23 protein-coding genes are annotated in these 25,368 nt (G+C 62.1%); 19 read left to right on the top strand and 4 right to left on the bottom strand.

Annotation, left to right across the window (positions count from 1 at the left end; genetic code table 11):
- Window positions 1-70: 70 nt before the first annotated feature.
- The 13 genes from GY725_24225 to purS all read left to right on the top strand — a co-directional run bounded on the left by GY725_24225 (window position 71) and on the right by purS (window position 13,512).
- On the top strand, window positions 71-631 hold the full coding sequence (locus GY725_24225) for a ribosome maturation factor RimP (GenBank protein MCP4007302.1): 561 nt from the start codon (window positions 71-73) through the stop codon (window positions 629-631).
- Window positions 632-634: 3 nt separating this feature from the next.
- Window positions 635-2,005, top strand: a complete 1,371-nt coding sequence (nusA, locus tag GY725_24220) for a transcription termination/antitermination protein NusA (protein ID MCP4007301.1) — start codon at window positions 635-637, stop codon at window positions 2,003-2,005.
- Window positions 2,006-2,031: 26 nt separating this feature from the next.
- Window positions 2,032-4,701 carry a translation initiation factor IF-2 gene (infB, locus tag GY725_24215; protein ID MCP4007300.1) on the top strand — a complete coding sequence of 890 codons (2,670 nt, stop codon included), beginning with the start codon at window positions 2,032-2,034 and terminating at the stop codon, window positions 4,699-4,701.
- Window positions 4,702-4,740: 39 nt separating this feature from the next.
- Complete coding sequence (locus GY725_24210) at window positions 4,741-5,088, top strand: DUF503 domain-containing protein (protein ID MCP4007299.1); 348 nt, start codon at window positions 4,741-4,743, stop codon at window positions 5,086-5,088.
- A 16-nt stretch (window positions 5,089-5,104) separates the two neighbouring features.
- On the top strand, window positions 5,105-5,509 hold the full coding sequence (gene rbfA, locus GY725_24205; protein MCP4007298.1) for a 30S ribosome-binding factor RbfA: 405 nt from the start codon (window positions 5,105-5,107) through the stop codon (window positions 5,507-5,509).
- Window positions 5,506-6,387, top strand: coding sequence for a tRNA pseudouridine(55) synthase TruB (truB, locus tag GY725_24200; GenBank protein MCP4007297.1), 882 nt, complete (start codon window positions 5,506-5,508; stop codon window positions 6,385-6,387). Before rbfA ends, truB begins: the two co-directional genes overlap by 4 nt.
- A 108-nt stretch (window positions 6,388-6,495) precedes the next feature.
- Window positions 6,496-6,762, top strand: a complete 267-nt coding sequence (gene rpsO, locus GY725_24195) for a 30S ribosomal protein S15 (GenBank protein MCP4007296.1) — start codon at window positions 6,496-6,498, stop codon at window positions 6,760-6,762.
- A 213-nt stretch (window positions 6,763-6,975) separates the two neighbouring features.
- The gene (gene pnp, locus GY725_24190; protein ID MCP4007295.1) at window positions 6,976-9,153 is read left to right on the top strand and encodes a polyribonucleotide nucleotidyltransferase; all 2,178 of its coding nucleotides are present in this window, start codon (window positions 6,976-6,978) and stop codon (window positions 9,151-9,153) included.
- A 45-nt stretch (window positions 9,154-9,198) separates the two neighbouring features.
- Window positions 9,199-10,467: an insulinase family protein gene (locus GY725_24185; GenBank protein ID MCP4007294.1), complete on the top strand. Its 1,269-nt coding sequence runs from the start codon at window positions 9,199-9,201 to the stop codon at window positions 10,465-10,467.
- A complete protein-coding gene (dut, locus tag GY725_24180; protein MCP4007293.1) occupies window positions 10,464-10,928 on the top strand; it encodes a dUTP diphosphatase in 465 nt (154 codons plus the stop codon). Before GY725_24185 ends, dut begins: the two co-directional genes overlap by 4 nt.
- 6 nt (window positions 10,929-10,934) lie before the next feature.
- Window positions 10,935-11,936: a phosphatidate cytidylyltransferase gene (locus GY725_24175; protein MCP4007292.1), complete on the top strand. Its 1,002-nt coding sequence runs from the start codon at window positions 10,935-10,937 to the stop codon at window positions 11,934-11,936.
- A gap of 23 nt (window positions 11,937-11,959) precedes the next feature.
- The gene (locus GY725_24170; GenBank protein MCP4007291.1) at window positions 11,960-13,276 is read left to right on the top strand and encodes an adenylosuccinate lyase; all 1,317 of its coding nucleotides are present in this window, start codon (window positions 11,960-11,962) and stop codon (window positions 13,274-13,276) included.
- On the top strand, window positions 13,273-13,512 hold the full coding sequence (gene purS / locus GY725_24165) for a phosphoribosylformylglycinamidine synthase subunit PurS (protein MCP4007290.1): 240 nt from the start codon (window positions 13,273-13,275) through the stop codon (window positions 13,510-13,512). The genes GY725_24170 and purS overlap by 4 nt, the downstream gene beginning before the upstream one ends.
- A gap of 137 nt (window positions 13,513-13,649) precedes the next feature.
- Here purS and GY725_24160 read toward each other — a convergent pair whose 3' ends face one another.
- Entirely contained in the window at window positions 13,650-14,126 is a 477-nt protein-coding gene (locus GY725_24160; GenBank protein ID MCP4007289.1) for a hypothetical protein, read from the bottom strand.
- 303 nt (window positions 14,127-14,429) lie between these two features.
- Here GY725_24160 and purQ point away from each other — a divergent pair, with 303 nt between their 5' ends.
- The 5 genes from purQ (at window position 14,430) to GY725_24135 (ending at window position 21,205) form a co-directional block, all read left to right on the top strand.
- Window positions 14,430-15,080, top strand: a complete 651-nt coding sequence (gene purQ, locus GY725_24155) for a phosphoribosylformylglycinamidine synthase subunit PurQ (protein MCP4007288.1) — start codon at window positions 14,430-14,432, stop codon at window positions 15,078-15,080.
- On the top strand, window positions 15,077-17,287 hold the full coding sequence (gene purL / locus GY725_24150) for a phosphoribosylformylglycinamidine synthase subunit PurL (protein MCP4007287.1): 2,211 nt from the start codon (window positions 15,077-15,079) through the stop codon (window positions 17,285-17,287). The genes purQ and purL overlap by 4 nt, the downstream gene beginning before the upstream one ends.
- Window positions 17,284-18,753, top strand: a complete 1,470-nt coding sequence (locus GY725_24145) for an amidophosphoribosyltransferase (protein MCP4007286.1) — start codon at window positions 17,284-17,286, stop codon at window positions 18,751-18,753. The genes purL and GY725_24145 overlap by 4 nt, the downstream gene beginning before the upstream one ends.
- Before the next feature lie 177 nt (window positions 18,754-18,930).
- Entirely contained in the window at window positions 18,931-20,757 is a 1,827-nt protein-coding gene (locus tag GY725_24140; GenBank protein MCP4007285.1) for a carbamoyltransferase, read from the top strand.
- A 4-nt stretch (window positions 20,758-20,761) separates the two neighbouring features.
- Complete coding sequence (locus GY725_24135) at window positions 20,762-21,205, top strand: hypothetical protein (protein MCP4007284.1); 444 nt, start codon at window positions 20,762-20,764, stop codon at window positions 21,203-21,205.
- Window positions 21,206-21,458: 253 nt separating this feature from the next.
- On the opposite strand, the gene GY725_24130 is transcribed toward GY725_24135, so the two are convergent.
- The 3 genes from GY725_24130 to GY725_24120 are packed head-to-tail and all read right to left on the bottom strand — an operon-like array spanning window position 21,459 to window position 25,028.
- Window positions 21,459-22,442 (bottom strand): glycosyltransferase, encoded by a 984-nt coding sequence (locus GY725_24130; GenBank protein MCP4007283.1) that lies wholly within the window; start codon window positions 22,440-22,442, stop codon window positions 21,459-21,461.
- Entirely contained in the window at window positions 22,439-23,383 is a 945-nt protein-coding gene (locus GY725_24125; GenBank protein ID MCP4007282.1) for a glycosyltransferase family 2 protein, read from the bottom strand. Before GY725_24125 ends, GY725_24130 begins: the two co-directional genes overlap by 4 nt.
- A 58-nt stretch (window positions 23,384-23,441) precedes the next feature.
- Entirely contained in the window at window positions 23,442-25,028 is a 1,587-nt protein-coding gene (locus GY725_24120; GenBank protein MCP4007281.1) for a hypothetical protein, read from the bottom strand.
- Window positions 25,029-25,176: 148 nt separating this feature from the next.
- On the opposite strand from GY725_24120, the gene GY725_24115 reads away from it, so the two are divergent.
- Window positions 25,177-25,368, top strand: a 192-nt coding sequence (locus GY725_24115; GenBank protein ID MCP4007280.1) for a hypothetical protein, incomplete at its 3' end; no start/stop codon positions are given.

Genomic DNA, 25,368 nt, shown 5'->3' with positions numbered 1-25,368 from the left:
TGATATCTGTGTTCCGCTCTCCAGTACCGGGACCTTTTGAAAGAGTGGGCACCGCGTCCGCTTTTTTTTTGTGTCTCGGAAGGCTCTGGAAGGCGAGGAAATCAGCCGGGGAAACAATCTGGGAATCCCGCGTAACTACATGATGTACAACGACATTCCAGCAGATTTACTGCGAATCGTGGAGCCGGTGGTTCTGGACCACGGGCTCGAACTGATCGACGCTGGGATCCGCCAGGCCGGGGGCAAGACCCTGGTCCGCATCGTGTTGGACACTCCTGAAGGCGACGGAAAGATCACGGCGGATCAGTGTGCCGGGGTTTCCCGCGAGGTCGGCCAGATTCTCGAGGTCGAAGATCTGTTGCCAGAAGCCCATACACTTGAGGTCAGCTCGCCCGGTGTGGACAAGACCCTGGGTCGAGAGAAGGACTTCGAGCGGGTCGTCGGCCGCCGGATCGCACTCGAGACACGCGAGCAGATCTTGGGCCGCCGCAAGTTCAAAGGGGAACTGGTGGCTTTTGAGGCGGGTCAGGTTCACGTGCGGATGCCTTCGGAGGAAATCCGGATTCCGTTTCCGCTCATTCAAAGGGCAAAGGCGTTCTATCCGTCCGACCCCTTGAAATCGAAGAGGTAAAGCATGGAGCTGGATCTCAATCGCATCATCGATCAGGTCGGAAAAGACAAAGGCATCAGTCGTTCGGTCGTCGTGGAGACGCTCGAGAAGGCGATGATTACGGCCGCGCGCCGCAAGCTCGGCGCCGAGCGTGAGATCGAAGCCCAGTTCAACAACGACACGGGCGAGGTCGAACTCTTCGAGTTCAAGACGGTCGTCGCGGGTGAGCCGAGCAACGATTCCGAGATCGGCCTGGCCGAGGCCCAGGAGCAGGACGCCGACGCCGAGGTTGACGACCAGCTCGGGGTGAAGCTCGATACCGCGGAGTTTGGCCGCATCGCGGCCCAGACCGCCAAGCAGGTCATCATCCAGGAGGTTCGCAGCGCCGAGCGCCAGATGGTCTACGACGAGTACAAGGACCGGAAGGGCGAGATTCTCCACGGAGTCGTACGCCGCATCGAGAAAGGCAATCTGATCGTCGACCTGGGTCGGGCCGAGGGCATCGTGTACCGCAAGGAACAGGTGCCGCGCGAGATGTTTCGCATCAACGAGCGCATCCGTGCCTACGCAATGGACGTGCTCGAAGACGCCAAGGGACCGCAGATCATATTGTCGCGGGCTCGCACGGAGTTCTTGATCCAGTTGTTCGAGCAGGAGGTGCCCGAGATCTACGAGGGCATCGTGCACATCGAAGCCGCGGCTCGCGAGCCAGGAGCGCGGGCGAAAATCGCGGTGGTTTCGCGCGATCGCGACGTGGATCCGGTGGGTGCCTGTGTTGGCATGCGCGGAAGTCGCGTACAGGCGGTCGTTCAGGAATTGCGCGGCGAGAAGATCGACATCGTGCCGTTCAACACCGACCCGGTGAAGTACGTGGTCTCGGCCCTCGCACCTGCTCAGGTCGTGCGCATCATGGTCGACGACGAAAACAAGTCGATGGATGTGATCGTTCCCGACGACCAGCTTTCGCTGGCCATAGGCAAGAAGGGGCAGAACGTCCGACTGGCCGTCCAATTGACGCGCTGGAAGATCGACATCAAGAGCGAAGAGTACATGCTCGAGGTTCAGGACGAACTGACGAGTGCGCTATCGGTCGTCGAAGGAGCAGGAGAGTACGAAGCGAAGCTTCTGATGGACCACGGTGTCGCAAGCCTGGTCGAACTCATCGGAGCTGACCTGGAACTCCTGACGGCGATTCCGGGCGTGAGCGAAGAGGGCGCCGCCGCAGTCAAGGCGCATGCTGCGAAGCTTCTCGAAGAGAAGCTCGAGCGTGAGCGGGTCGAGGCCGAAGCGGCAGCCGCCGCGGCGGCTGCTGGCAATGAAACCGGGGGGCAAGGCGTTGCGCCTGTCGAAACCAGCGCCCCGGTCGCAGAAGACGGAGACTCTACGGACTCATAGTCCGTAGGACGGAGAGGCACATCGCAATGGCCACGGTCAGAGCCTACAAGCTCGCGGACGAGCTCGGCGTCGACAAGAACGAGCTGATCAAGCGCGCGAACGAAATTGGAATCGAACTTCGCAGCGCGATGGTCGGGCTCGATCCTGAGCAGGTCGAGAAGTTGAAGAAGCTTTTCGGTGTCGCGTCCAGCGGCGTCGAAACGGTCGAGAAGCGCGTCGGAAACAAGATCATCCGTCGCCGTCGCAAAGTGGTTGCGAAAGCGCCGGAACCGCCTGCGCCCGAGGTTCCGAGTGAACCGGAGGCTCCGAGCGAACCCGAAGCCGTGAGCGAACCCGAAGTTTCGGCTGAACCGCTGGTTGCGAGCGAACCGGTGGTCGAGCAGCCCGAGCCGGTTGAAACACCCGCGGCTTCGGAACTCGTCGCAGAGCCGGTCGAAACACCCGTGGCCCCGGAGCCTGAAGCGCCGGTCGTCAGCGAGCCGGCAGCGGCGACCACCGAGAAGCGGGCTCCGGAGAAGAAGCCCGAGCGGCGCGTGAGGAGCTTGAGTGAACCCGCGCGAATCGTCGCGGATCCGCTGCTCGCAGAAGGAGTGCCTCAGCCCAGACCTGCGCAGACTCCGAGTGCTCCGGCACCCGCGCAGGCTCGAGGTGGCGCACCGGCCAGCGTCGCAACGCCGTCGGGTGGTGTCGCGGCACCGGGTGCTGACAACCGCCCGGGAAGCCGCGGCAGTGCTGGAGGTGTGCGCCGCAAGGTGATCGAGGGGCACAACCTGAAGGAGCAGGAGACGGTCGCACGCATGGCGCGCGGCAATGTCCAGGCGCATCTCGAGAAGAGACGCATGATCGTCGAAGCCCAGTCGCGCATGCAGCCGCGCCGCAAGAAGGTCAAGGGCGGCAAGAAGGCCCCGGTAATGCCGGGCAAGCCGAAGATGATCGTGCGCGTTGGCGCGTCGATCGGCCTTCCCGAGCTTTCTCGTCAGATGGGCATGAAGATTCGCGACCTTCTGCGAAAGGCGCGTGCGCTCGACGCAGAGTTGGAACGCGATGACATCATCGATCTTGAGACCGCCACGTTGCTCGCGGAGGAGGCGGGCTTCGCAGTGAATCGCGTGGAGACTGAACTGGAGAAGGCCGTCGCGGCTGCGGACGCGGAAGATGTCGCGCCCGAAGAGGAAAAGGCACCGCGTCCGCCTGTCGTCACGGTCATGGGCCATGTAGATCACGGCAAGACCTCCTTGCTCGACGCAATTCGCAAGACCAAGGTGGTCGAGGGCGAGGCGGGCGGAATTACCCAGCACATCGGTGCCTACCAGGCGAAGACCGGTACGGGAATCGCAACCTTTATCGACACGCCGGGTCACGCCGCATTCACGCAGATGCGCTCACGCGGCGCCCAGGCGACGGATATCGTCGTGCTCGTGGTTGCCGCAGATGACGGCGTCATGCCTCAGACGATCGAAGCCATCGATCACGCCAAGGCGGCAGAGGTGCCGATCATCGTCGCGATCAACAAGTGCGACAAACCCGACGCCAACCCCCAGCGAGTCATGCAGGCGCTGCTGGAGCACGAACTGGTTGCCGAAGATTTCGGCGGCGAGACCATCTGTATTCCCGTTTCGGCAATTACGGGCGAAGGCCTCGAAAAACTGCTCGAAATGCTCGGCCTGCAGGCCGAATTGCTCGAACTCACGGCACGGGTCAAAGGCAACGCCCAGGCTGTGGTGCTCGAGGCGAAACTCGACAAGGGGCTCGGACCCGTCGCGACCGTGCTGGTGCAGCAGGGGACGCTGAAGCAGGGCGATGCCGTGCTGGTCGGCCAGATCTACGGGCGCGTTCGCTCACTCACTGACGAGAGCGGTACGAGGCTCAAGCAGGCCGGACCCTCACAGCCCGTACAGATCATCGGACTGTCGGGCGTTCCCGAAGCGGGGCGGGAAGTCGTGGTCGTGAAGAACGAGCGCGAGGCCAAGTCGATCGCCGAGCTTCGATTGGCGGATGACAAGCGCGCGGCAGCGGCGGACGCTTCCAGCCCGGGCGAACTGGACCCCGACGATATCTTCGCCGCGCTCGGCGAGACAGGCAACAAGGAACTGAACGTCGTTGTGAAAGCCGACGTGCGCGGTACTGCCGAGGCAATCAAGGATGCTCTGCAGAAGCTGTCGACCGATCGCGTCAAGCTGACGGTCCTGCATTCCGGTGTCGGTGGTATCACCGAGAGCGACGTGATGCTCGCCACTGCCTCGCGGGCCGTGATCATGGGCTTCCACGTGCGTCCGGAACCGGCGGCCCGCAAGGCGGCCGAGAGGGACGGTGTCGAGATCCGCACTTCGGACATCGTCTACGAGATGCTCGACGAGGCGCAGGCCTTGATGACCGGCCTGCTGCCGCCCAAGCGCACTGAGAAGCTGCACGGCCACGCCGAGGTGCGAAAGCTCTTCGTCATTCCAGGTGTCGGGACGGTCGCGGGTTGTTTCGTTCCCGAGGGGACGATTCGCCGCAGTGCCCGAGTCCGGGTCGTGCGCGACGGTGTTTCGATCTACACGGGCCGTCTGAGTTCGCTCAAGCGTTTCAAGGACGATGTTCGCGAAGTCAACAACGGGCTGGAGTGCGCGATGTGCGTCGAAAACTACAACGACGTCAAGGTCGGTGACCTGCTCGAGTCGTTCGATGTTGAGGAGACTGCGGATACCCTCTGAGGGATCGAGGCCTGAAGCTTCGAGGTCCGGGAGGCGAGCATGTTGATCGCGGCAGCGCTGATCGAACTCGAGCTGCCCGAAGCAGACACGATCAAGGCGCGCCGGCGCGTTGCCAAGGCGGTCAAAGATCGGATCAGTCAACGCTTCAACGTCTCGGCTGCGGAGGTCGGCGATCCCGATGATCGACACAGCGTCTGCATCGGCTGCGTGATGGTTGGCGTCGATCCGAGGCATCTGCGAAACAAGATGGAGCAAGTCACAAGCTACGTAGAGAGCCTGGCCCTGGCCGAGACCGTGTCCGACGACATCGTCGTGGTGCGTCTGGACGAAGTAGAGGAACTCGACGAGGCTGCTCTGGCAGCGAATCCCGATTGGGGAAACGAGTGATCGACAGGAGCGCAGCTTGAAGCATTCCCGCGAAAGAATCGCGCAGGAACTGCGTGTTCGCCTGAGTTCGATCCTCCAGCAGCGGGTATCCGATCCGCGGCTGGAGCACGTGTCGATCAGCGAGGTCAAGCCGTCGCCCGATGTGGGTGTGGCGCGGGTCTACTACCGAACGCTGGGCGAACCCGAGGAGGCCAGGGCCGCACTCGATTCAGCCAAGACATTCATCCGGCGCTGTCTCGCAGATGAAATCAGCCTGCGGCGCGTCCCCGAATTGATCTTCAAGCTCGATGAGACACTCGAAAATGCCGCCAGGCTGGAATCGATCTTCCGCGAGGTGCGGCCCGAAGGCGATGCCACGGGTGCCCGTTCCGATTCAACGACTTCCGACAGCTCCTCTGTGGAGCGCGAGGATCCGCTTTGATTCACGGTTTTCTTGTGATCGACAAGCCTTCCGGCATGACTTCGCACGACGTGGTCCAGCGCGTGCGTCGCTGGGCCAAACAGCGCCGCGTAGGTCATCTGGGGACATTGGACCCGCTGGCGACAGGCGTGCTGCCGATCGCGCTTGGCGAAGCGACCAAGCTTTCCCAGTTGCTCACTCATGGAGAAAAGAGCTATCGCGGGCGAGTCCGCCTGGGCATCGATACCACTACCTACGATCGCGAGGGAGAGGTGCTGAGGGAGTGCGAAGGGCCCTGGCCCTCCGAAGAGGACCTCAGGAAGGCGCTCGAGACATTCATCGGCGAGATTCAACAGACTCCTCCGCCCTACTCAGCGATCAAAACGGGCGGGCAGGCTGCCTATCGGCGCGTGCGCCGCGGTGAGCAGGTGACCCTGGAGCCCCGAACCGTGACCATCTCTCGCCTGGAACTGCTCGACTACGAACCGCCGTTTGCCTCGATCGATGTGGATTGCAGCGCGGGAACCTATCTGCGGGCTTTGGCCAACGATCTCGGGAAACTCGTCAAGGTCGGGGGGCATCTGTGGGAACTCGTGCGCACGCGCAGCGGTCCCTTTCGTATCGAACAGTCCCTGCCGCTGGATGAACTGGACGAGTCCGGCCATACCCGGCTGATTTCCCTGGCGGAAGCGACGGGGCTGCCTAGTTTCGAGGCAGACGCTCGGGTCAGTCGTCGGGTCCGGAATGGCATCCAGCTGGGACGTCACGAGGTGAAAGGGGCCCCGCCCGAGGGGAATCTGCAACTGGTCCGGGCCGGAAAGCTGATTGCGCTGCTTCAGGCCCAACGCGGCATTCCAGAACTACGTACCCTACGGGTGTTTCTCGAGGACGGGGAATAGCCCGAGACCGCCACGGCGCTCGGCTCGCTAAGTCGCCGAAACCCGTAATGAATCCATTTGCAGGGCCTCTGGGCCTCTGCTATACACCCGACTTCCAGGAGGCCCTATTTGCTCGATTCGGCGCGCAAAGAAGAGATCGTCAAAGAGTACCAGCACAAACCCGGTGACACGGGTTCGAGCGAGGTGCAGATCGCATTGCTGACCGAGCGAATCCGACAGCTCACTTCGCATCTGGAGTTCCACAAAAAGGACCACCATTCGCGAAGAGGACTCTTGCTGTTGGTAAGTCAGCGTCGAGCGTTGCTCGACTATCTGAAGAAGACCCACGCGGATCGCTATGCGCCCCTGATCGAACGATTGGGAATCCGGCGCTAAGAACCTAGAACGAAAGGGCTGAGGGGTCGGCCAAGTCCGGCCCCGGTATCAGTACCAGGATGCGAGATGTGGGATGAGCGATGCGCACACACGATGTGCCCATCGCTCATTCTGCATCCAAGTTTCAGCCCCCACCCACATCTCGTACCGAATAATCGCATTTATGCTGCGGGCACCGATCGTGTACCGCAAGCGATGACGAGGAGTGAGTGAATGGCAATTGAAACAGTTCAGTGTACAGTAGACGGCAAGACGATCTCGATCGAAACAGGTCGTATCGCCAAGCAAAGCAACGGTTCGGTGATCGTCAGATGCGGCAAGGCCGCGGTCATGGTCACCGTCAACTCGGCGAAACCGCGAGAAGGAATCGACTTCTTCCCGCTGACCGTCGATTTCCTGGAGAAGATCTACTCCGCGGGCAGGATTCCCGGAGGCTTCTTCAAGCGCGAGCGAGGCATGACGGAGAAGGAGGTGCTCACCTCCCGCTTCATCGACCGCGCGCTGCGACCCCTATTCCCGGATGGCTACCGCGACGAGACACAGGTCACCTGTCAGGTGATCTCTGCCGATCCTGAGTTCGAGGCCGACGTCCTCGGCTTCGTCGGCGCATCGGCCGCAGTGAGCCTTTCGAGCATCCCGTTCCCCGCTCCGATTGCCGCGGTGCGCGTATTGCGCGTCGACGGAAAGCTGATCGTGAACGGCACACACGAAGAAACGGCTGCGGCCGATATCAATATCATCGTCGCCGGTAGCGACGATGCGCTGGTCATGGTCGAAGGCGGGGCCTCCGTGGTACCCGAAGCCGACCTGCTCGAAGCACTGCGCTTCGGTCACGAGCAGATCAAGATCGTGATCGAGATGCAGCAGGAGCTGGTCAAGAAGGCCGGCAAGACCAAGCGCGAGTATCCGGCTCCCGAAAAGGACGAAGCGCTGATCGCGAAGATCAGCGACATCGCCCAGGATCGCATCAAGGAAGCTTCACAGATTCGCGAGAAGAAGGCCCGCTACGCGGCGTTCGACGAGATCGACGCAGAGGTAACGGAGAAGTTCGTCACCGAGTACCGCAACGCTCCCCTTCAGGCCAGCACGCTTGCCGAGTTCGAAGATGCGTCCAGCAAGGGGCGCAAGCTCTCTTCGAACGTGAAGAACATTCTTCACGACCTGCGCGGTTCGGCGATGCGCGAGGCCATTCTGAGTGGCGAGCCCCGCATCGACGGGCGCTCGACGACTGACATCCGGCCGATTGCCTGCGAGGTCTCGGTCTTCCCCGGACCCCACGGCACGTCACTGTTCACACGCGGTGAAACGCAGGCCTACGTTACCGTCACCCTCGGTGGATCGAGGGACGAACAGATGATCGAAGGTCTGGTCGATACCCACTACCGGGGCTTCTACCTGCACTACAACTTCCTGCCGTTCAGTGTCGGTGAAGTGCGGCCCTTGCGCGCACCGAATCGGCGCGAACAGGGCCACGGTGCACTTGCACAGCGCGCGGTCAAGGCGATCATGCCCGAGCCCGAAGACGCGCCCTTCACGATCCGACTGGTCTCTGAAATTACCGAGTCCAACGGCTCTTCGTCGATGGCGTCGATCTGCGGCGCGACGCTCGCGTTGATGGAAGCGGGCGTGCCGATCAAGGCACCCTGCGCGGGCATCGCGATGGGTCTGATCACCGACGGTACGCGCAATGCGGTGCTGTCCGATATCCTCGGCGACGAGGACCACCTGGGGGACATGGACTTCAAGGTGGCGGGTACCACCGAAGGCGTCACGGCCATCCAGATGGACCTCAAGATCGAGGGTCTGGACTGGGCCGTCCTGGAAACGGCACTCGAGCAGGCGCGTGTGGGACGACTGCACATCCTGAAGCGCATGGCCGAGGAGACCGCCCAGGAATTGCCCGGTTTCAAGGCGCGCGAGGAGCTTTCGGAGAACGCACCGCGCATGAGCGTGCTCTGGATCAAGCCGGACCGAATCCGAGATCTGATCGGACCGGGTGGCAAGGTGATCCGCGGCATCCAGGAGACCACAGGCGCCAAAGTCGATGTCGACGACTCCGGTCGTTGCACGATCTTCGCGCCAAACTCCACGGCACTTTCTGCTTGCCAGGGTATGGTCGAAGAGATCACTCAGGAAGCCGATGTCGGAAAGCTCTATGTCGGCAAGGTGAAGCGGGTGACCGATTTCGGGGCTTTCGTCGAGATCTTCCCGGGCACCGACGGCTTGCTGCATATTTCCGAGCTGGCCGATCACCGTGTCGCGAAGGTGGAAGACATCTGCGTCGAAGGTGACGAGGTCATGGTCAAGTGCATCGACGTGGACCCGAGCGGAAAGATCCGCCTGTCCCGTCGAGCCGCGTTGGAAGAAGAGCTTGAAAAGGCAAAGGACTGAGTTCGGTCGCTACTGAGCGAAACAACACCAGTGCGGAGGACCGAGGTGGGTCCGAAACGGACGGATCTGGAGTCCGGCGCGATCGTCGTCAGTGAGTCAATGACGGGAGTAGAGTCCGTTTCCTTCGGGCTCTACTTCCCGACAGGCTCACGCTTCGAGACACGCGAGAACAACGGTATCTCGCACTTCATCGAGCACCTGGTGTTCAAGGGTACGCCGACACGCACCGCCGACGAGATCAATCGCGAGATCGATGCTCTCGGCGGTGCGAGCAACGCCTACACCAGCAAAGAGACGATCTGCCTGCACGCGCGTGTGCTCGCCGAGCAGTTGCCACGTGCGATCTCGTTCATGGCCGAGTTGGCCACAGACGGGCTGCCTGAGGGCATCGAGTCGGAAGTCGAGCGCGAGCGCAGGGTGATTCTCTCGGAGATCCGATCCGTCGAGGACTCGCCCGAGGATCAGGTCGGTGAGTTGATCGACGACGCCTATTTCGGAGATCACCCGCTGGCTTTGCCGATCGTCGGCTCCGTGAACGCGGTCGCGCGACTCGACCTGGCGGAGATTCGCAGCCACTACCGAAAGCACCTGGTCGCCCAGGAGATGGTCGTGGCCGCCGCCGGAAAGCTCGATCACGACGCGCTGGTCGAACTGGTTCGTTCGCGACTCGACGCGGTGCCGACCGGTGAGACGATGCCGCGGAGCAGCAACCCCGCGCCCGGGGTCAGCAGTCGCGTGATCGAACGCGAACTCGAACAGGTACACATCTGCCTGTCGGCGCGCGGCATCTCCGGTCGCGACCCGCGCTGGGCGGCCGCCGAATTGCTTTCGGTCATCGTCGGCGACGGCTATTCATCCCGGCTGTTCCGCGAGGTGAGAGATCGGCGCGGGCTCGCGTACTCAGTTTTTTCCTCGCTGATCAGCTATACCGACGCTGGGAGCTTCAATGTAGACGTAGCCGTTGCCCCCAGGCAGCTCGACGAAGCGCTCGAAGTGATCGGGCAGGTGCTGGCGACGGTGCGCGATGGCGATCTCACGCGTGAAGAACTCGAAGCAGCCAAGCAGCACTTGCGGGGCAGCGTACTGCTGGGGCACGAGTCCACTAGCGCTCGCATGAGCTATCTGGCGGAGCAGGTGCTCTACGGGGAGACGAATCTGGAACTCGAACACGACCTTCAGCAGATCGAAAGCGTCGACCTCGAGCAGGTCCGAGCCATGGCGGCAGAGCTTTTTTCCGAGCCGCTGGCGGTGGCCGCGATCGGGCCGTTATCCGCGACGCGATTTTCGCCTCTGGGCTATGAGTTGCCGTCATGACCGCCGTTCCCATACGCATCGCGCGCGTCAGAGGGCTCGAGGACAAGGATCTGGCTCTTCCGGAGCTGGCCACGTCCGGCAGCGCGGGCGCGGACCTGCGCGCCGCGATCCCGGGCGAACAGACTCTGGCACCCGGGCAACGGGCGACGGTCCCCTCGGGCATCGCGATCGCGCTTCCCGAGGGCTTTGAGGCTCAGGTGCGGCCCCGTAGCGGCCTGGCCTCGAAGCACGGCGTCAGCATGCTCAACGCACCCGGGACGATCGATTCGGACTATCGGGGCGAGATCAGTGTAATCTTGCAGAACTTCGGGGAGAGGGATTTCGTGCTCCGTCGAGGAGATCGCATCGCTCAGCTCGTCGTTGCTCCAGTAGTGCGGCCGGAGTGGGTGGAAGTTGACGCCGTGGAGGACCTCGGCGACACCCAGCGCGGCGACGGGGGCTTCGGGCACACGGGGAGATAGCTCGTCTTGGATAACGCTGATCATCAGTCCAGCGATCCTCCGATCGGTCGTTCCTACGCCGAATCGGCTCCCCACCCGCTTCCCCCGACCCAACTCGAGGCGGAGAAGCCGCGCTGGAGCCCCAGCAATCTAACGAAGCGGATCTTCACGGCGATCATGCTGATTCCTCCGGTGCTCTGGGTCTGCTACACGGGCGGACTGCCTTACCTTGCCGTCGTCATCGCCTTCTCGGTACTGGGCATCAACGAGTTCTACGGCTTCATCAGTGCGAAGGGGGCGACTCCGCACCGCCTGCCTGGCCTGATCTCGGCGGCCGCGTTGCCGGTGATCGTCTACTTCGGCAACGAGTTCATGGCCATCAGCTTCATGACCGCGATCTTTCTGACGGTCATGATCATGCAGCTGACCAAGGCCGAGGTCCACGAGGCGATTGCGAGTGTTTCGGCCACGTTCTTTGGCGTGTTCTACGTGGGCTGGTTGCTTTCGTATGCCGTCTCGGTGCGCTTCATTGCCGACGATCTCTCCCTGCGTTCGGGTCTGGAGTTCGACCCGCGCATCGGCTTCTTTTTCATGGTCTTCTGTCTGACGGCGGCGGTCGGTTCGGACACGGCGGCCTACTTCGTGGGTCGCAAGTTCGGTCGTCACAAACTGGCGCCGGAGATCAGCCCGAACAAGACGATCGAGGGGGCGATCGGCGGAATCCTCCTCGGTGGCGTCGCCGCGGGCCTCGCCTGTAAGTTCATTTTCGATACCTTCATCGACGAAGCTCTGGCCGCGGACTTCAGCTATATCGCGGCCGGGCTCTTCGGTGTCGCGATTGCGGCTGTTTCGATCATCGGCGACCTGGTCGAGTCCGTGCTCAAACGAGACGCAGACCTCAAGGATGCCGGTGGTCTGTTGCCCGGCGTCGGCGGTGTCCTGGACCGGATCGACTCCGCTTTGGTCGCAATTCCCGTCATGTATTACCTGTTGCTCGGTTACTACTACTCTTTGTATCCGGCCCTCTAGCCCAGTCGAACGAGGAGAACATCTTGATCCCCCGCTACAGCCGCCCCGAGATGCTCGCGATCTGGTCTGACGATCATCGCTATGAGCTCTGGAGTCGCATCGAAGTAGAGGTCTGCCGGGCGTTGAGTGCGCGCGGCGAGATTCCCCGCGAGGCCTTTGAGACGATCGAAGCCCGGGCAAAGGTCGATCCCGAACGAGTCGCCGAAATCGAAGCGAAGGTGCATCACGATGTGAACGCCTATCTGGACGCACTGGCCGAAGTCGTGGGGCCGGCTTCACGTTATGTGCATCTGGGCCTGACTTCGTCGGACGTGCTCGATACGTGCCTCGCGTTGCAGATGCGGGATGCGTTCGATCTGATCCTGAGCGAATGCGATCGTTTCGTCGGCGCGCTGCGAGAACGCGCGCTCGAACACCGCAAGACGGCCTGCGTGGGCCGCACACATGGAATCTTCGCAGAGCCCACGACCTTCGGACTCAAGCTGCTCAAGGCTTTCGATGAAGCGGTGCGATGTCGCGAACGCCTGAAGCGCGCCCGCGATCAGATCGCCGTTGGCAAGCTATCGGGCGCCGTCGGCACCTTCGCCCACCTCGATCCCGAGATCGAGACCGAGGTGCTGGAGAAACTCGGCATGACCGCGGCATCGATCTCGACACAGATCGTGTCGCGAGATCGGCACAGCGAAGCGATGTGCGCACTGGCGCAGATGGCGACCTGCATGGAGGCGCTCGCCGTCGAGGTTCGCCATCTGGCGCGCAGCGACGTCGGCGAAGTCCAGGAATTCTTCGGCACCGAGCAGAAGGGCAGTTCGGCCATGCCGCACAAGCGCAATCCGTGGCGTTTCGAAACGCTCACCGGACTCGCTCGGGTCGTGCGTGGCTACGCCTCTTCGGCTCTGGAGAATTCCGTGCTCTGGCATGAGCGGGACATCTCCAATAGTTCGGTCGAGCGCATCATCTGTCCCGACGCGACGCTGGCCGTTCACTTCATGTTGCAACGTGCCGCCGATCTCACGGGAAGCTTGAAGGTCTTTCCCGAACGCATGCGTCAGAACATGGATTCGGCGCGCGGGTTGATCTTCTCCGGATCCGTCCTGCTGGCTCTGGCTCGCCACGGTATCTCACGTCAGGAGGCGTACCGCCTGGTCCAGGCGCACGCGATGTCGACCTGGGACGAGGGCGGCCATCTATACGATCGTCTGATGGCGGACGAGAAAGTGACCAAAGCGCTGGCGGCTGAGGAACTCGAGGAGTGCTTCGACCTGGACCGCCAGTTGCGAAACGTGGATGCGATTTTCGAGCGAGTGCTGGCGCAAGCCGGCCAGGGAGGCGACGCGTGAGGGTCAAGGTATCGGTGAAGTTGAAGCCCGGTGTACTCGATGCGGAAGGCCGCGCGATCCAAAAGACCGTGCGCGACCTGGGTTACGACCAGGTTGCGGAGATTCGCACGGGAAAGCTGATCGAACTCGACGTCGATTCCGCCACGCCGGAAAAGGCGAGGGCGTTGGCTACCGAGTTATGCGACAAGATTCTCGCGAATCCGGTCATCGAGCAGTACGAGATCGAGGTCGATTAGCGCACTCGTCAGGCGGCAAGACGTGCGAACTTCCAGACAAGTCGCGACTGATTTCGTCGATCTGATCCATGCCCAGGACCTGGACGGCCTGATTGCGGCCACACCTCGGGATCGCACGTTCCGCAGGCGCTCGGACGCTACGAGCTGAAGGAACGCCGGCCGGGGTTCCAGACGATGGGCGGGTAGGGCGCGCGCTCGTTCAGGGCCAGCGCAGTGGTGTTTGCCAGATAGTGCGTGCGGTTGCTGAACAGCTGCCAGAGGCTCTGTTCGAGCTGCGGGTTTCCCGCCCGCCACTGATCGACTGGATGCCGGGCCGCCGCGGCCGCGACACGGGTGACCAGCGATTGCTCGCCGATCACGCCGTCGAACAGGCCACCGAAAAGCGCCTGCATCTGTCGCAGGGGGCTCCAGGCGTTCTCCTTCAGCTCCCTCTGGACGGTCTGTTCGAGCTGATGGGCTAGCAGTGCTTCGATCTGCGCCAGTTCCAACCACGCCTGGGGGCTGAGCAGCTCGGGCCGGCCTCTCGCGCGCACGGAAAAACCGCGCGTGTTGCGCGTCGTCTCTACCAGCGCCGCCCGCAGGTGTCGCACGACCTCGTCGTATTCCAGCTCCATTCACTCAGGCTAGCAGCCAGTTGCCGCGAGGCTAGCAGCCTGTTGCGGTGGCAGCCCTGTCTGAAGGACCCGAAACAGGCCTCCCGAGTGGGCCCTCGTTGACACGGGTGGGGACCGATTGGCACACTCCCGCCCATCTGGGGTTGAGGGGGCTCCCCAGGACTGATCCCTGACGGCAGAGCGCAGCGGCAGGAGCGCCGAGGCGAGCTGGCCGGAATCCCACTGCCCCCCGTTTTCGAGAGATACGTGAGCAACACGGCTTCGCCACGGTTCGATCCGGGCGCCCGCCCTCCCCACGTCGGGGTGGTCGTGTTTCCCGGATCCAATGACGATCGCGACATGGCGTTCGCGTTTGATCGCCTCGGCGCGCGCGTCAGCATGCTCTGGCACAAGGATTCTTCCCTGCCCGAGGGGCTCGACGGTGTCGCCATACCCGGCGGTTTCTCGTATGGCGACTACCTGCGCGCCGGTGCGATGGCCCGCTTCTCGCCGATCATGAAGAGCGTCGCGGCTGCGGCCGAGGACGGCCTGCCCGTCATCGGAGCGTGCAATGGTTTCCAGATCCTGTGCGAGTCGGGATTACTGCCCGGTGGGCTGGTGCGAAACCGCGACTGTGTATTCATCTGCAAGGACGTGATCGTGCGTGCGGACGAGGTCGGTTGGATGGGGGCGGAGCTGGAGTCTGGCACACTGCTCGATATCCCGATCAAGCACGGTGAAGGCGCCTACGTGCCCGACCCCGATCGACCGCCACGGGTGGCGTTTCGCTACGTCGACGAGAATCCGAACGGTACGGTCGATCAGATCGCCGGTATCGTGAACGAACGCGGCAACGTGCTCGGTCTGATGCCGCATCCGGAGCACGCGGTCGATCCACTGCTCGGGAGCACCGACGGTGCGAAGCTCCTGCGCTCCTTCCTCTACGCCTGTTCGAAGCGATCGGGGTCGGCATGACAGAGCCAGAAGTCAATCTGCAACTGGCGCGCGAGCACGGCCTGAGCGACGCGGAGTACGACGACATCCTGCAGATTCTGGGTCGCGTTCCAACGTATCCCGAACTCGGTGTCTTCTCGGTGATGTGGGCCGAACACTGCTCCTACAAGTCCAGCAAGAAATACCTGTTGACCCTTCCCACGGAAGGCCCCCATGTGATCCACGGACCGGGTGAGAACGCCGGTGTGGTCGATATCGGTGACGGTTGGGCGGCCGCCTTCAAGATCGAGAGCCACAACCATCCCTCGTACATCGAGCCACACGGCGGTGCAGCGACGGGCGTCGGCGGCATTTTGCGCGATGTGTTCACGATGGGTGCGCGTCCGATTGCGAACCTGAACTCGATCCGCTTCGGGCCGCTTTCCGATCCGCATCAACGTTATCTGCTGCGGGGTGTGGTGTCGGGGATCGCCGACTACGGCAACTGTTTCGGCTGTGCGACCGTCGGTGGCGAAGTTTCGTTCCACCCGGGCTACGCGTCGAACATCCTGGTCAATGCCATGAACCTCGGGTTGGTCAAGCAGGATGCGATCTTCCTGGCGACGGCGAGCGGCGAGGGCAATCCGGTGATCTACGTCGGTTCGAAGACGGGCCGGGATGGCATTCACGGGGCCAGCTTGTTGGCGTCCAGCGAGTTCGACGACGACACCGAGTCGATGCGGCCGACCGTGCAGCTGGGAGATCCGTTCTGCGAGAAGCTCCTGCTCGAAGCCTGCCTGGAAGCGATGGCCAGTGGTGCGATCGTGGGCATCCAGGACATGGGCGCGGCTGGACTTACTTGTTCGAGCTTCGAGATGGCTTCGAGTGCGGGAACCGGTATCGAGATGGACCTGGATCTGGTTCCTCAGCGGGAAGAGGGCATGACGCCCTACGAGCTGCTTCTGTCGGAGTCGCAGGAACGCATGCTACTGGTCGCGGAGTCCGGGCGCGAAGGTGAGCTGCTCGAGATCTTCGAGAAATGGGATCTGGATGCGGCGATCGTCGGCAAAGTGACCGGCGACGGGCGCATGAAGATTCACTGGCGCCGGGAACTCGTCGCCGATATTCCGATCGACCCGGTGGCCGCCAGCGCGCCCGTCTACGAGCGACCCTACGCGCGTCCCGCAGACCTGGATGAGCGACAGAAGCTCGACCTGTCTGCGCTACAGCCCGAATCCGATCCGGGCGCGGCGCTGATGCAGCTCCTGGCCTCGGAGAATCTGTGCTCGCGCCGCTGGGTGTACCAGCAGTACGATCAGATCCTGCAGTCGGCAACCGTGATCCGTCCCGGAGGGGATGCCGCCGTGGTGCGCGTGCCGGCGACCGGCCGCGGTCTGGCTCTGAGTACCGATTGCAATCCACGCTATTGCTCACTCGATCCCTATTCTGGTGCGCAGCACGCCGTGGCCGAAGCCGCGCGCAATGTGGCGGTGACCGGTGCGAAACCCTACGCGGTGACCAACTGCCTCAACTTCGGCAGTCCCGAAAAGCCCGAGTCCATGTGGCAGTTCGTCGAGGCCGTGCGCGGTCTGGGTGACGCCTGTCGGGCGTTCGATACGCCCGTGGTGTCGGGCAACGTCAGCTTTTACAACGAGACTGCGGGCGAGGGGGCGATCCCTCCCACTCCCACGATTGGCATGCTCGGGCTGATGGAGGATGCGTCGCTCGCGGTGAAGGCGGGTTTCGCTTCCGAAGGCGACGCGATCGTGCTGCTGGGAGAGACCTTCGAGGAGTTGGGGGCTTCGGAATATCTGGCCGTGCGGCACGGTCAGGAGCGAGGCACGCCGCCGGCGCTCGATCTCGCGCGCGAAAAGCGCCTCTACGAATTCCTGGAACGCGCGGCGCGACTGCGCTTGATGCGTTCTGCGCACGATGTTTCCAACGGCGGATTGGCCGTTGCGCTCGCCGAATGCGCGCTCCAGTCGGGAATTGGCTTGCAGGCGGCGCCCCCGGGCGCCGGAATGCGACCCGATGCTCTTCTTTTTGGTGAATCGGCTTCGCGGGTCGTGGTGAGTTGTGCGCAAGCCGATCTCGACGCGCTCCTGCAACTGGCCCGCGAGATTGGTGTGCCCGGAGAGGCCATCGGTTCGACGGGAGGCGATCGCATTCGCATCGAACCTGGTATCGACCTGGTGCTTTCGCACGCCTACGACGTATGGTCTCGAACGATTCCGGAGGCTCTGGGATGAAGCATTTACCACGGGACCCGAGCAGCGAATACGATCGCTCCAATCCGAGCCTCGATCGCTTTCACGACGAGTGCGGCGTGGTCGGTATCTCAGGCCATCCCGAGGCGGCGAACCTGGCCTATCTGGGTCTGTATGCACAGCAGCACCGCGGCCAGGAGTCCGCGGGCATCGTATCGCGCGACGGGGCGCAGATGTGCGTGCAAAAGGGCATGGGCCTTGTGGCCGACATCTTCACGTCGGACAAACTCCGCAAGCTGCCGGGCCGCTACTCGATCGGGCATGTGCGCTACTCGACCGCCGGGGCCAGTAATCTGCGCGATGCGCAGCCGTTTCTGGCCGATTCCGGCCGTCATCATGTTTCGATCGCCCACAACGGCAATCTGACCAATGCAGATGCGATCCGTTCGGAACTCGAAGACTATGGCTCGATCTTCCAGTCGACCATGGACTCCGAAGTCTTCGTGCACCTGTTCGCACGAGCCCGCGGAACTCTGGATGAACGCCTCAGCGACACGTTCTCGCGGGTTCGTGGTGCCTATTCGCTCGTCTTCCTGATCGATGACACGCTCGTGGCCGTGCGCGACCCGCATGGCTTTCGACCGCTCTCGCTGGCGCGACTCGGTTCGGCCTGGGTGGTCGCAAGCGAGACCTGCGCCTTTGATCTGATCGGTGCCGAATACGAGCGGGATGTGGAACCGGGCGAAATCGTCATCATCCGACGGGGGCGACTGCGCTCGATCCAGCCCTTGCCTCGCGAGCCCGAACGTTTCTGCGTGTTCGAGCACATCTACTTCGCTCGGCCTGACTCCCTGGTCTTCGGAAGCAATGTCTACCAGACGCGCAAGCAACTGGGACGCGAACTTGCCCGCTCCTCGCCGGTGGAAGCGGATATGGTCGTGCCCGTACTCGACTCGGGTTGTGCTGCGGCGATCGGCTACGCGCAGGAAGCGGAGCTTCCCTATGAGACTGCGCTGATCCGGAATCACTATGTGCGCCGGACCTTCATCGAGCCGGAACAATCGATCCGTCTTTTCGGCGTGCGTATCAAGCACAATCCGATCCGCGAATTGGTTGCGGGCAAGCGTCTGGTCGTGGTCGAAGACTCGATCGTGCGCGGCACGACGCTCTACAAGCTCGTCACCCTCTTCCGGGCCGCGGGGGCCACGGAGGTGCACATCCGGGTATCTTCTCCGCCCACCACCGGACCCTGTTATTACGGAATCGACACTCCGACCCGTGAGGAACTGGTGGCCGCGAACCATTCGGTCGAAGAGATCCGCGTGAATCTCGGCGCGGACAGCCTGGCCTACCTTTCGCTCGAAGCCTTGCGTCGGGTCGAGGTATCCATGAAGGCCGGTTTCTGTGATGCCTGCTTCTCGGGGGAGTACGTCATTCCGATGGATGAACAGAATCAGAGCCGGGATTCCCAGTTGGGCCTGTTCGAGGAGTCCGAGGATCGGGACTGACTGCCCAGCAGCTTTGTATACTCGGGGAGTCAAGCGATTGGGCCACCAGCCGTCTTCAATCCGATTGCCGGTTGATACTGCGGCGTCGATACTCAAATGCGAAGCTCGAACGGCCGATGCGCTGGGACGGAGATGAGGTGGAAGCCCGTCTCAGCCGCCAGAAGGACGCGCGAACGGATGAACATTCTGGGTATTTCGGCCTACTACCACGATAGCGCCGCCTGTCTCGTACAGGATGGGCGAATCGTGGCGGCGGCTCAGGAAGAGCGCTTCACACGCAAGAAGCACGACTTCCGCTTCCCCCAGAACGCGATCGACTATTGCCTGGCCGAGGCGGGTATTCGCCACGCAGACCTCGATCTCGTGACTTTCTACGACAAGCCCCTGCTGAAGTTCGACCGTCTGCTCGAGACCTACGTTTCCTACGCGCCCTCTGGGTTCAAGCTGTTTCTGATGGGGCTGCCGATCTGGCTCAAGCAGAAGCTGTTCATGCCGCGCGAACTGGATCGCGGTCTCGGAGGTGCCTACAAGGGTCGTTACGTGTTCATGGATCACCACGAGTCTCATGCCGCCAGCGCCTTCTTTCCTTCGCCTTTCGAAGAAGCCGCGATCCTGACACTCGACGGCGTCGGGGAATGGACCACGGGGAGCATCGCGGTCGGTCGCGGAAACCGCATCGAGATGCTCAAAGAGCTGCACTTCCCGCATTCACTGGGATTGCTCTACTCGGCATTTACCTTTTTCACCGGGTTTCGCGTCAACAGCGGTGAGTACAAGCTCATGGGCCTGGCGCCCTACGGGGAGCCCATCTACCGCGACCTGATCATGGACAACCTGATCGATCTGAAGGAAGACGGCTCGTTTCGCATGGACATGTCGTACTTCGGCTACTGCGACAACGATGTGATGACTTCGAAGAAGATGGAAGATCTCTTCGAGGGGCCTGCGCGCCAGGCGGAGAGTGAGATCACGCAACGCGAAATGGACATCGCGGCCTCGATCCAGGTCGTGACCGAAGAGATCATGCTGCGCATCGCCAAGTACGCGCATGAACTCACGGGCTGCGAAAATCTGACGATGGCCGGCGGTGTCGCGCTCAACTGTGTGGGAAACGGCCGCATCTTGCGGGAGTCTCCATTCGAGAACCTGTGGATCCAACCGGCGGCCGGGGATGCGGGTGGCGCATTGGGTGCTGCGATGTTCGTGTGGCACCAGCTGCTGGACAAGCCCCGTGACAATCGGTCCCTCGATGTGCAACAAGGCTCACTGCTCGGTCCGCGCTTCGGTGAAGAGGAGATCCGCACCTTCCTGGACGGAGCAGGTGCCGTCTACCAGTTCTACGAGAGCGACGAGAAGGCAGCGGATGCGGTGGCGGAGTTGATCGCCAACGAGAACGTGGTCGGGCATATGCAAGGTCGTATGGAGTTCGGTCCGCGGGCACTTGGCGCGCGCTCGATCATTGGGGATGCTCGCTCGCCGAAGATGCAATCCGTCATGAATCTGAAGATCAAGTTCCGCGAGAGCTTTCGACCCTTCGCGCCTGCGATCCTGCGCGAGGATGTGGACGAATATTTCGAGATGCGGCCCAATGAAGACAGCCCCTACATGCTGCTGGTGGCGCCCGTTCGCGAAGAGAAGCGCACCGGTGCCGATGTTGGCAAAGAGCGCGGTCTCGACAAGCTGCGCGAGATTCGTTCGGTGGTTCCGGCGATCACGCACGTAGACTACTCCGCACGTGTGCAGACGATCGACCCGGTCCGTTTTCCCCGCTTCTACGACATTATCCGCAAGTTCAAGGAAAAAACTGGCAGCCCGGTGGTCATCAATACGAGTTTCAACGTTCGCGGAGAACCCATCGTGTGTACGCCACAGGATGCGTACCGCTGTTTCATGTCAACTCACATGGATGCACTGGTGATCGAGGACTTCGTGCTGCTGAAGAAGGACCAACCGGAACAGAATCTGGACGTGGACGCATACCTGTCCGAATTCGCCCTGGACTAGACCCATGGCACTTGTCGACATCAACTTCAATCCGGATCGAGATACGCTGCGTAGCTTCGGCTGGGTAGCGCTGCTGGGCTTCGGTTTCCTGGCGGTGATCGCCTGGTTCGAGTGGCTGATCTTCGCCCCCGGTCTCGGGGCTGCGCGCCAACCACTCGCTGCGATCTTCGCTCTGCTCGCACTCGTTTCAGCCGGGTTGGGCTTGATCTGGCCCCAGGGCAATCGCTGGATCTACGTCGGACTCGCCCTGATTACCTTCCCAATCGGTTTCGTGCTCTCGTATGTGATTCTGGGTACGTTGTTCTACCTGGTGATCACACCCATCGGCCTGCTCTTGCGCATCCTGGGCAAGAATCCGCTTGAACGGCGCCTGGACCCCGAAGCGCAGACTTACTGGGTCGATGCTCGGCCCCAAAGATCCAAAGAGAGCTACTTCAGTCAGTTCTGAAGCCGCGACCGCGAGGAGATCCATGTCCGACGAAAAGACCGACACGGAACGCGACGACTTTGCAGTTCAGGCGGCGACGCGTGGCGGTGGTGGCATGGTGAGTGAGTTCTGGGATTTTCTCAAGCAGAACAAGAAATGGTGGCTCGCCCCGATCATCCTCTCGGTGCTCTTGCTCGGCATGCTGGTGATCCTGAGCGGATCGGCTGCCGCGCCCTTCATCTACACGCTGTTCTAGCCCCGGGCTGGCGAGCTATCAGGGGGTCGGCGTCTCGTCGAGCGACGGTAGTGTGGGCGTTTCGGCGCCGTAGACAGCCAGGATCCGATAGTCGCGCACGCTGCGGGCGTGGAAGAACAGGATCAGTTCGCCCAGCAGGCCGATCGTGAACGCCTGTACGCCCAGGCCTACGAGAAGAGTGGCGAGCACCAGGACCGGGCGATCTGCCAGAGGTGTTCCCATGATCCGCTGGATTCCGACGACGAATAGAAGCGCTGCGCCGGCGGCGGCAAATATCGAGCCGACACCGCCGAACAGACGCAGCGGATAGCGAGTGAAGCGGCTGATGAACAGGACCGAGAGAATATCGAGGGCCCGCAGGAAGTAGACGCGCGGCGCGTGGAGAGTCTGTGTCTTCAACCCCTGGCGCGAGGTTGCTGGAATCTCGCAGACAGAGAAGCCGAGCCGGTCGGCGAGTAGCGGCAAGTAGCGATGATAGTCGCCATAGAGAGGAATTTCGTCGATGACCTCGCGCCGAAAACCGCGCGTAGCGCTGGCGACATCCAGGAAACGAGAGCCCGAAACGAATGAGATGATGCGGTTGAACAAGCGGGATTGCGCTCGCCCGGATCCATCACCAGGTGTGCGACTGGCAACCACGACATCGGATCCTTCCTCGATCGTGTTGATCAGGTTCGTCAGCTCCTCCAGATCGGTTTCGAGTACGGCCGGCAGTGTGAGCAGAATATCTCCGGTCGAACGTTCGATTCCGGCCGTCAGCATCGCCGACTCGCTCACGCCCTGTGCGAATTGCAATACGCGCACGCGTTCTGGTTCGCGTTCGAAGATCGCTTTCGCCTTTTCCAACAGGTCTTCGGGAGCAGAGAGCAGATAAACCAGCTCGTAGCTCGCGCCGGACTCTTCCAGTCGGTTCGTGACCGCCTGGTGCAGTTGATTCATGTCGATTTCGTGTTGCACGACGATCAGCACGGAAAGCGTCTGCTTGGGTGAAGTGGCGTTCAACTGGAATGTCTCCACTCGCGATGGACCGTGATCGTTCGGAATTTTCGGGTATCCCGGCCATCGAGTAGCGATTCGCCGAGCAGGCCGAGCAAGAGGCAGGTCACGAAAGTCATCGCGGCGGTGAGCGTTACACCGGCCAGAATCACACTTCCCTTGCCAGCCAGAATCGTGACTGTGGCGGCGATCAGAGTTGCCAGGAGAAACGGCAATCCGAGCATGGCAAAAAAGCGAAGAGGGCTCTCGCGAAAACGAGTGATCATCTGGATGGTGAACAGGTCGGCAATCACTTTGAATGTGCGTGAGATACCGTATTTCGAATCGCCCGCCGTGCGCGCGTGATGCCGTACTTCGACCTCGGCGAGCGAAGCGCCCAGCGGAAGGGTGAGTATCGCGATGAAGCGGTGCATGTCGGCGTACAGGTCGAGACCTCGAATGACTTCTCCGCGGTAGGCCTTCAGGGCACATCCCTGGTCGTGGACCTTTACGCCGGTGATGAGCCGAATCAGCCGATTTGCGATCCACGAGGGGATCTTTCGCAGCACCAGGGTGTCTTGACGATCGCGACGCCAGCCACTGACGACATCGGCACCGTTTCGAAGACTGTCGATCAGCTTCGGAATATCGGCGGGGTCGTTCTGGAGATCGCCATCCATGGTCACGATGGCTTCGCCGCGGGCCCGATCCAGGCCCGCCTGAAGGGCCAGCGTCTGACCGAAGTTGCGCCGCAATGCGAGAACTACGAGTTCGGGATTCGCGGGAATCAACCCACGCAGTATCTCGATGGTTGCATCGCTGGAGCCGTCGTCGACGACGATGACTTCAAAGGGCAGGGCGAGTGGCCGCACGGCGGCCGTGATGCGCTCGACCAGAGCCGCCGCGTTGCCCTGTTCATTGAAAACGGGCACGACGACACTGATCGACGTGGGTACCCACGCGCGCAGGTCGCCTGGAGGCGAAGCGGAGGCTGTTGGTGATTCTGCGGAAGGCAAGAGTTCCAGCCTATCGCATGGTTTCAAAGGGCTCCAGCGGTCCCCACTTGAATAGCATCAGGCGCCACTCCTCGGGCAGTCCGACCCGTTTGGTCTCGGCTTCGAGCGTATCGGCGATCTCATCCGAGACGTTGACGGCCCTGCGCCAGCGCGCCGTCTCTATGATGACCACGCCAGTCTCGTGTCGCGTCATGATCAAGCGCAAGGATTCCGGCGTGCTGATCACGGGCGTTCCCGAGCGGAGATCGCGGCCGAATTCCGCGCGGTTCTTCGTCTCTTCCCGGTTGGTCGCACTGATCTCGTAGTCTGCGCGCCCCATGAAGTACAGCGCCTTGATGGCGGAACCCGAGACGAGTACAGATGCGCTGTCCTGGAGTGGAGCGATCGCTTTGGCGGTGGATTCCCAGTCCGCATAACCGCGGTACCACTGCGGCGCGTACCACTGTGCATCGGATAGGCGTAGCATGTCGAAACTCACGCGGAATGCGGGATTAACGTACGCGACGATCAGCGCTGTGGCGCTTATGGCGATCCAGGCCATCGCCGTCGCGAAGGTCTTTCGTGCGGATGGGGCGCGCGCGCGAACTGCGTGCAATACGAGCTCGATCCCGTGCGAGATGGCAACACCCCAGATCGCGAAGAAGAAGGGCATCGCGTAGAGCAGAAAGCGCTTGGACTTGGGCCCTGCGAATGAGTGAAGGACGAAGGCCACGCAGAAAACCAGGCTACAGAACAGAGTCAGCTCTCGAGCTCTGCGCCGGGCCACGAGCGCGGCGATTGGAAATCCGACCCAGAGCATGGGGTACTCGTCAAAGAGCCAGCGGTGGTAGAACAGGTAGTCGTCGAGCGTGTTTTGAGCCCAGGCCGGCGCGAAGCGGTAGTTGAACACTCCCCACTCCACGATCCCCAAAGCCCAGGCGGCTGCCAGCCCCGCCACCAGCGCTGCGCCCGCCCCGGAAACGAGCAGGTTGCGATGCCGCGAAGCCTTGAGCCGTTCCCAAAAGTCCGCGCCGTTTTGGAGGACGACCCACAGGCCTATTCCGATCACACCGATCACCGCCGCGATCTGCAGGTGGAGTGCGAAAAGAAGCATGAGTGCGAAGCCCAGGCCGGCGAAAACCCGGGCGCGCGTTTCCGCCGCTCGGAGGCTGTTGTCGAATAGCAGCCAGGCGCAAGCTGACAGGAGCAGAGCGTGTAGCGCGTAGAAACGTACAAACTGCGACTGTTGGACCGCCAGTGGAAGCGTGCAGAGCAGTCCGGCCGCAAAAAGGCCCGATCGACGGCCTGCCTCCCGGGTGACCCAGGCATAGATCAGGGCCACCAGAAGTGCGCCTGAAAGGACGGCGGGAAGACGTGCGACCACCAGACTCTCGCCGCCTATGGCCATGAAGGCCGCGACGATTGCGGTATATCCGGCGCTTCGGTAGTAGGCGCCGTCACCTATCGAAAACGTACCGTCCGAGAGCAAGCTCGAGGCGGCCAGGGCGTGGTAGAGCTCGTCCCACTGGGGTGTGTGATCCAGGCGGATCAAGCGGAGGAGCAAGGCAACACCGAAGATGAACAGGATCTCTCGACTCCGGACGGGATCTCTTGCCACCGATTGCTCTCCGAACTCAGGCATCGCCGCATACGGTGATAACACTGCCTGTAATCCCGTGCCAAGAAACACGAGTTGACCGCGGGTTTCCGGACCGCTACCCAACGGCAAGATGCAAGCCGCAGCCTCGAACCCAGGCCGAAAATTCGTGTTTGCGCTGGTCGCCCTGCTTCTGTCTGTATTCGTGACTCTCCTGGCGCTGGAAGTCGCCATCCGTCTCTATCACGGCGATCTGTTCTCTACCAGGGTCCTGACCCAGACGGCCCGCTCCTTCGGCGATGATAGCTTCCTGGTCTTCGATCCGGATCTCGGACACGTTCCGCGCGAAGGTCAATTCGAG

This window comes from bacterium (genome assembly GCA_024226335.1).
In the GTDB taxonomy this organism is placed as follows: domain Bacteria; phylum Myxococcota_A; class UBA9160; order SZUA-336; family SZUA-336; genus JAAELY01.
Note: the sequence above shows the minus strand (reverse complement) of the source record. Positions and strands in the feature narration are given on the sequence as shown.

Coding starts and splice junctions, on each gene's coding strand:
- nusA (MCP4007301.1), top strand. CDS start 635: ATGGAGCTGGATCTCAATCGCATCATCGATCAGGTCGGAAAAGACAAA.
- infB (MCP4007300.1), top strand. CDS start 2,032: ATGGCCACGGTCAGAGCCTACAAGCTCGCGGACGAGCTCGGCGTCGAC.
- GY725_24210 (MCP4007299.1), top strand. CDS start 4,741: ATGTTGATCGCGGCAGCGCTGATCGAACTCGAGCTGCCCGAAGCAGAC.
- pnp (MCP4007295.1), top strand. CDS start 6,976: ATGGCAATTGAAACAGTTCAGTGTACAGTAGACGGCAAGACGATCTCG.
- dut (MCP4007293.1), top strand. CDS start 10,464: ATGACCGCCGTTCCCATACGCATCGCGCGCGTCAGAGGGCTCGAGGAC.
- GY725_24160 (MCP4007289.1), bottom strand. CDS start 14,126: ATGGAGCTGGAATACGACGAGGTCGTGCGACACCTGCGGGCGGCGCTG.
- purL (MCP4007287.1), top strand. CDS start 15,077: ATGACAGAGCCAGAAGTCAATCTGCAACTGGCGCGCGAGCACGGCCTG.
- GY725_24145 (MCP4007286.1), top strand. CDS start 17,284: ATGAAGCATTTACCACGGGACCCGAGCAGCGAATACGATCGCTCCAAT.
- GY725_24140 (MCP4007285.1), top strand. CDS start 18,931: ATGAACATTCTGGGTATTTCGGCCTACTACCACGATAGCGCCGCCTGT.
- GY725_24135 (MCP4007284.1), top strand. CDS start 20,762: ATGGCACTTGTCGACATCAACTTCAATCCGGATCGAGATACGCTGCGT.